This window comes from Leptospira borgpetersenii serovar Javanica, assembly GCF_003046425.1.
GTDB lineage: Bacteria > Spirochaetota > Leptospiria > Leptospirales > Leptospiraceae > Leptospira > Leptospira borgpetersenii.
In genome coordinates, this window is the sequence record NZ_QAJG01000001.1 from 1 (window position 1) to 7500 (window position 7500).

Annotated in this window: 4 protein-coding genes; 3 read left to right on the forward strand and 1 reads right to left on the reverse strand. The window is 35.7% G+C overall.

The features are described from left to right. Nucleotides 1–534 precede the first annotated feature (534 nt). Nucleotides 535–2613, reverse strand: a complete 2079-nt coding sequence (locus tag CLV95_RS00005) for an enterotoxin A family protein (protein ID WP_002731736.1) — start codon at nt 2611–2613, stop codon at nt 535–537. Between the two features lie 883 nt (nt 2614–3496). Here CLV95_RS00005 and CLV95_RS00010 point away from each other — a divergent pair. From CLV95_RS00010 to CLV95_RS00025, 3 genes are all read left to right on the forward strand, one after another. Then, on the forward strand, nt 3497–5899 hold the full coding sequence (locus tag CLV95_RS00010; protein WP_016749705.1) for a TonB-dependent receptor: 2403 nt from the start codon (nt 3497–3499) through the stop codon (nt 5897–5899). 29 nt (nt 5900–5928) lie between these two features. Further along, nucleotides 5929–6486 (forward strand): LIC_11695 family lipoprotein, encoded by a 558-nt coding sequence (locus CLV95_RS00015; protein WP_002722501.1) that lies wholly within the window; start codon nt 5929–5931, stop codon nt 6484–6486. A 285-nt stretch (nt 6487–6771) separates the two neighbouring features. Then, entirely contained in the window at nt 6772–7338 is a 567-nt protein-coding gene (locus CLV95_RS00025) for an LIC_11695 family lipoprotein (RefSeq protein ID WP_002722506.1), read from the forward strand. Nucleotides 7339–7500: the final 162 nt, after the last annotated feature.

A 7500-nucleotide genomic window follows, 5' to 3' on the forward strand; every position in this document is an offset into this window, starting at 1 on the left:
CAGGCAATTGCCCAAACTTTTTTAAATCGAACTCACGTTATTTACCAGGATAAGGGAACACTTTTCGATTTCAATTTGCTTACGTTTTTGATGTCGGATTGGGTGAAAATAAAAGCTCAAATCTCTCCAAGCACAAATCGTTCAGTCAGCCGCATCTAGCAGAAATCCGATCGAAAGAGTTAGAATCCGAAGAAAAAAAGGAATTACTTATACAATCTTCCCACTTGAAGAATAAGAATTAACTCAGAGAATCTCATTTGGGATTGATGAAAAATACAACTGCATCTTTTAGGGAGAATTCTAGACATTTTTAATAGAGTTGTTGAAAAATTAATTCTTCATCTGTTTCCGTTTCATGAAAACGGTCGATTAAAGCAGTTTTGTTAATCTGAATTATGGAATTTTTCAACAACTCTAATCTATAAATTATTTAAATATCTCGAATTCATCCCAAAAGCCCCTTACTCTGATCCAGCCCTTACACAATGTAATCCGCAATAGTGAATTTTAAAAAAATATTATATTATAAGGATATTAGTAATCCCACTTATAACAAATTCCATTTTTATTAAAACATCTGTCTTTGTTATTTAACGCCAAACATTCATTTCTCCCTTGGAAATTTTCCAATCCAGTAAGAGCACTTTTAAGAGTTCTCACGGATCTTGTCTGAGCCGGAGCAACACGCTGACAAGTCGGACCATCTTGATTGAGTGGAAGGCATCCTACATCATTCGCCCCGATCGTACAAAACAAACTTCTTCCGTTGGAATAAACAATCTTTGTCTGCTTTTCATTCAAAACATTTCGATAATCTTCAAAGTCCACCGTTGAAAAAATGGGAGTAAATCCGAAATCGGCCCCTTTTGAAACACAGGAAAGTCTCATGGTTCTCCCTTGATTTCTAATTTCAGCAGCACAAAGAGAATAACCATCCTTCCTCATAAGACCTTTAGCTTCCATGAGTCGAGTTACGTAATTGAACCCACTTGATGATTTGTATTGTTTTTGACTTGGAAAATTGTAACATCGAACAGAACTATTGAGCCGATTTTTAGAAATGTAGCAAAAATCCTGTACCCAAGGATTCATAATTCTTGCACTGGTCATTACGTCGTTGTTAGCATCTCCGGTTAAATATTTTATCGGTAAATGATTAGAAAATTGCTGATTTCCCAAAGACCACCAGCAATCCAAATCAAATCCATTATATTTCTCGTTTTTAATATGGCACCAATCTGGAATGCCGTCTTGATTGGAATCCGTAAAAGTGCTGAATTGTTTAGCCAAAGTAGAATAATAATGTTTACCTTTCGTTATTCCGGATTGTCCTAAAGTAAAAGTGGAGCTGTTTCCGCTACGCTTTTGAATTAATTCCGTACAAGCTATCTCATATCCGTCTATAATCCTGCAAAAAAAAGACCTGCCGGAAATTCCTTTAATAATCATACGTTTGTTAGCCGCACCGCCGGACGCCCAGCCACCATCTAGAGATCCAAAACTAATTTCAGTAGGAAAGTATCCTTCGCCATCACCTAAATTACATTTTAATAAAGGGAATTTATTTGTCCCGACCACTAAACGACAAAAATCGTCTTTCTGATCATTATTAATATCCCCGAACATATGCGAATCCTCATAACCCGTATCGCTGATTGTAGTTTTTTTGATAGAGCCAAGTTTTCCGTTGCCTAGGATAGATCTGCATTCTACTTTATCTTTCGAAGTAACATAACATAACCCAGATATATAATCCGATAGTTTTATAAAAATTCCTTTACTAGATATAGCTTGGGAGATAGGAGTTTTAAAAAATGGAAGAGTTGGTAACCTACTTCTTTTTCTACTCGCATTGGAAATTTTTTGAACAGTACTTAACAATGCCTGCTGTAGATAACATCTTCCATTACTACGTTTACGCAAAGGGGCTTCACATTCCGCGACGTTTGCAAAAAATTCATTTCCCCATCTAGGATCCCCTTGGGGAAATCCAGCTAATTCTGGAAGCCCGGGCGAAGAAGTGGCATTCGCAAAGGTTTCTCGATCAAACATAAGATTATGTTCGAGTGGTTCGGGATCGTTTAAATTAAAAATGAAATTACTTGAAAAGCGAGTCCAACCATAAACTTGATTCCAATAGATTCGATTCAACGCAACGGCCTCTGCTGTCGAATTAGAAGGAGTATAAGGACCGAGAGAACCTTGTACATCCACAATATTAAATCCTCCAGCGATTTGATAAATATAATAAACTTGAGAAATGTTCGATTGTGCATAAATAAGTGCATGTATAAAATTCCGAAACAAGCTGATATAACCCGATCTTTCGCTGTTAACACTGGGAGTGACATGGTTCAACAGTGAAAAATCTAGATTTGTAGAATCCGCAGACGATGCCCCGGCAGACCAAAATCCATCCGAAGTGCTTACCTGCTCCGGAGTCAAAGTGGTAACCAGATAGAAAACTTCTAATGGAGGCGTAGCAATCTGATTTTCGTGATTTTCTTCAACAATATCGACCGGATTGGGAAGCAATCTTTCCCGATGTGCATATAGATTTTCTAAAGTCCCTAATAAAAAGAAGCCTATTACAATTATTAAAATTTTTTGCATAATTTTTCACCTCTTATCATTTTTGTAACTTCCTAATAAAAATGGAGATTCTTATTTATCTGGAGATGATAACATGCTTAAACCATAATCTACTTATTTTTAATATATACAAGGTTAAGATCAAATTTCTGCATAAAATCATCGTTCTCTGCCCTTCATTAAATCAAAAATTTATCTGGTAAATAAGAAATATATAGTAGAAGAGAAATTGCTAGGACGACGCGATTACGGAATTTTTCTTTGGTTCTCTAAAAAAAATGGAACGCGATTGCTTTATAGGATTCAAGAAACGGAAAAAATAATTTTTGCTCATATAAGTATATATTACTGAATTCGATCGCTTTGGAAAAAGCGGTGCACTATTCATTCAACACGAATTCGATGCAATAAAATTTGGGCGAATCCAGCCTTTGCAAACAAAGGCTGGACCGGGCTCTCAGCTCCGGTCAAGTTATTGTGAAACTCCGGGATCAGATTCAATTTTTATAAAATACCAATAACTTGACCTCGCATCGATCCCTTTCGCATTTTGGTTATACCGAACTCGCGTTAAATAGAAATTCTACAACTTTGGCTTCGGTGGAACAGTAAAAATATTTGCCATGCAAGAGAATTCTAAAATAACAAATACTGGTTTAGGAACTTTAATTTTCGCCACTCAAATAATTCAAATTATAGGATGAATCTATTTTAGAATCGTTTTTGAAAACTACGTAAAAACGATTCATACCAACAATATAGTGTTATTTAAATTCCAATTTCATCATTTTAATTTTCTTTCTCTTCAAAATCCCCACTCAGTCTAACTTTTTTCATAATTGATTTTGAGTCCTGAAATCAATTACATCTTTACAAAATACAGGGATTATTTCTAATGTGCCCTATGAGATATGAGCTTTTTGTTTCGCCCTGTTCCATAAGGAATAGAGTTGGATTTCTTTTTTCATCACTGAAACATAAAATTCAAAGTGGAATTCTTTATACATACTTCACAAACTTCGAAATCTTTTCCTGTCTTTGCAAATTCCCTATTAGAACTTTATTCTTAATAACAACATCGATCCTCTATGCACAAGAATCTTCACGTTCCACTCCTGCCAAAGCAAACAAGGAAACTTCGAACAAAAGAAGTGAAATTACCGTTCAAGGCAAAAAAGATCCAAGAGACTATGAAATATTCAAAACTCCAAGTAGTATTTCCAGATTGAATGAACAGGATATTTTAGATACCGGTATCTCCAGAGCAAACGATATAGACAAGCAGGTTCCAAACTTTGCAATTATAGATTCCGGTGCCCGTAATTTCACATATTATAATATTCGAGGAATGAGAAGCACGTTATTCAGCGATCCTTCCGTCGGAATGATTGTGGACGGAGTTCCTCTTGCAGATAATGTCGCATTAAATACTGAACTGTTTGCTTTGGAAAGCATCGAAGTATATAGAGGTTCCCAGGCCACTGTCTTTGGAAAAAACTTTCAAGGTGGTGTAATTGAAATTAACACTAAAAAACCGAATAACATGCCTCAAGGAAGGGTTACGGCCGATTTGGGAAACTATAAAAAGAAGGAATATTCTTTTTTTTATAACACACCTCTCGTCAAAAACAAATTTTACATAGGCATTTCCGGAAAATCGACCGAAAGAAGCGGATATTTAAATAATATAACTGGATTCAATTATCCGAATAATCTCACTTCAGACATACCCATCGAAATTCGTAAAACTCATCCCGATGGAAGAAGAGGAAAGTCCGGAAGACTCAGATTGTATTGGACGCCTACAGAAAGTCTTGAAATTGATCTACAAGCAAACGCCGAAAGTTTCGACGATGGTTCTTTGAATATAGTCAATTACCTCGCTTCTAAATCAGAAAGAAGAAAAAGTTTAATAAAAGGATGTGCTGTAAGCCCTGAGAGTTGCGAGAAAAATTTTCGAACTTATCTCAATCGTACAAAATCGGCTCGAAAAGTATATTGGGATTACGAAGGTGTTTCAAACACAACCGGAAAAACGTATTCCAGTAATATCAACTATAAATTACCTAAAGCCATTTTTAAAACAACATCTAGCGTTAGGAAAATGGAAATTGATCCTCTAATTGTAGACGGAGATTTTACTATAAGCGCATTTTCTAAATCTGAATATATTGAACATTCTACTACAAGAACTCATGAGACAAGTCTCGAATCTAAAAATCAAAGAGAACCGTTCCAATTTAAGATCGGAACATTATTGTATCATAAAATATCCGACAAGGAATTTACTCAAGAACATTTGACACAAACATACACGTATAGCGTTCTTAAAGGGCTAAACGCTCCTGCAAGAGAAACACACCATTCAAAAATTGAAGATAAATCCTTTAGTTTCTTCACTCACAATAGTTACACATTTTTGGAAAAATTTACAATTACATTAGGGGCCAGAATCGAAACCCAGAAAATTGGTATAGGCCATAGCCGAGACGCAAAGGGGGCTCTATTAGATAATCCTTATGGAGATATTCGGCTTTTGTCTCCACATTATGTTCGAAACAATTCCTATCGTTACAATGTTTCTAGACTCATTTTCGATTACAAGCCTATCGAATCATTAATGATTTTTACGGGCATAAGTCGCGGCTATAAAAACGCTGGATATAGTACAGTGGTGAATCAACCGTCCTTAGCGGCTTTTAAGCCAGAAATAAACGATACTATCGAAGTAGGAATCAAATCGAAATACTTCAAAGACTTCCTCGGAATCAACCTCACCTATTTTTATACGGAGGCGACTGATTTTCACGTGATCAGAGCTATTTCCATCGCCGAAGCCGTAAATTTGAATGCGGAGAAAGTTACAATTCGAGGTGCGGAAATCGAATCTTATATGAAGCCGTGGAAATATTTAAGACTCGGTTTTTCTGCCGGCTATACAGAAGGAAGATTCAATAAATTTTACGATCGAGTTCTAGATACAAACTTCGACGGAAAGCATGTACATTTTATACCACAATACGATGTCGTAAGTTATCTGCAATACCGTTCTTTATTTGGCCTGTTTTTCAGATGTGAATTTCAGGTCGTAGGGAAAATGTATTTTGCTGCGGACAATACGATCTACAGTGCCCCTTATACTGTAGCTAATTTGAAAATTGGATATGAAGAAGAACGTCTATCCGCTTACATATATTGCAATAACTTGAATAACGAATATTACTTTACTTCCTATATAGATGGAACCTTCCAAGCCGTTCCCGGAGCTCCAAGGACCTATGGATTTATTGTAAATTACAAAATATAAGGATCAGACATTAAGGAGACATGGATTCAATGAAGAAAATAATAAAAGTTATATTAATCGCCCTGGCGATCTTCAACTTAACTTTTTGTAAAAATGAAGAAAAACTGAATGTAAATGACATTCTTGGAATTTTATTATTGAAAAAAAATTCCGAAAGTGTCGGGGAAAGTTTAGGACTTACAATCGCCTTCAGTCATAGATTAAGAAAGCCCAATGGAGAGGTTTTCTTATGCAAGGAATACTCGACCGCTTATTTGGATAAAAAGGCAGAATGGAATCAAGGTCATGAAGAATTCATAACTTATATAAAAGCCGGAATCAATTTGGATTTAGTCATCGATCGCATCGATGGTCCCTGCATGATTCCAAATAAAGTAAGCGCTTGTATTTACGAAGGAGAAGGAGGGGTTAACTCTCGAATTCCTCATTCTTACTCGTATTCCGGAGAACGGGAATATTTAGTTCCAACAATGCATCTTTACAATCTACCCGTTAAAACCGCAAAAGAAGCCTGTTTGGACAGTAGAATCAATCGAGGAATTGCTGCAGAGTATAGATGTTACGCCCAAGGACAATGCTGGGAATAAAACCGTTCGATTGCAATTTCGATTCCGAAGCTTGGAACATTTCAGCTCTCATTCGATTCCGCTCAGATCCACACATGGGATTTTTCGAAATCAATGTTCAAACAAATAATACATTCAATAAATTAAATATTCCATTTATAAAATGTATTAAAATTGGACCGTTTGTTTCAGATTTCTATTGAAATAAAAAAATTGATTACAGAATGAGAAGCAGTTCCACGAACTTTCGGATTCATTGTGAATTACAAAATATAAGAATCAAATTTTAAGTATATGGAGAAGAAAATGAAAAAAATAATAAAAATGGGGCTGGTTACTTTGGTAATTTTCACCCTACTACCCTTTTGCAAAAACGAAGAAAAAGTGGATACGAACGAAATTCTTGGAATTTTGCTTTTGAAAAAAAATTCGGAAAGTGAAGGGGAAAGTTTAGGACTTAAGATTGCATTTAGCACCAGATTTAAAAAGTCAAGTGGAGAAATACTCTCTTGTCATGAATGGACAGCCGCCTTTTTGGATAAAAAAGCGCTTTGGAATCAATCGGGACAAATCTTTGTAGATAGAATGAAAGCAATATACGGGTATGATATGGCTTACGATCTTATCGATGGTCCTTGTGTGGTTCCGAATAAGGTTGCGGCTTGTAATTACGAAGGTTTTATGGGTATCAATGAGCCGGTACCAAACGTATATTCTTACGACGGAGAAAGAGATTATTTTGTTCCTATATGGCGTTCCTATGATGGTTTTGCAGATGTCAAAAATGGAAAAGATCTTTGTAATCAACTTGGTATATACGGACATGCGACTCAGTACAAATGTTTCGCTCCGGGACAGTGCTGGGAAAATTGAAGACTTGCCTTAAGTGATCTTGTCTTGAAACAAAATTTCATGATAAAAATGTATTTGAAGCGAGATCTGATTTTAGTTTAATTTTTTTAAGGGATCTTTATTAGAAATAAAAATACGGAATTATTGCAGATTTCTATACAATAGAACTCCCAAAATCCTTTC

Excerpts from the sequence above, each read along its gene's own strand:
- CLV95_RS00005 (WP_002731736.1), bottom strand. The coding sequence starts at position 2,613 with ATGCAAAAAATTTTAATAATTGTAATAGGCTTCTTTTTATTAGGGACT.
- CLV95_RS00010 (WP_016749705.1), top strand. The coding sequence starts at position 3,497 with ATGAGATATGAGCTTTTTGTTTCGCCCTGTTCCATAAGGAATAGAGTT.
- CLV95_RS00015 (WP_002722501.1), top strand. The coding sequence starts at position 5,929 with ATGAAGAAAATAATAAAAGTTATATTAATCGCCCTGGCGATCTTCAAC.
- CLV95_RS00025 (WP_002722506.1), top strand. The coding sequence starts at position 6,772 with ATGAAAAAAATAATAAAAATGGGGCTGGTTACTTTGGTAATTTTCACC.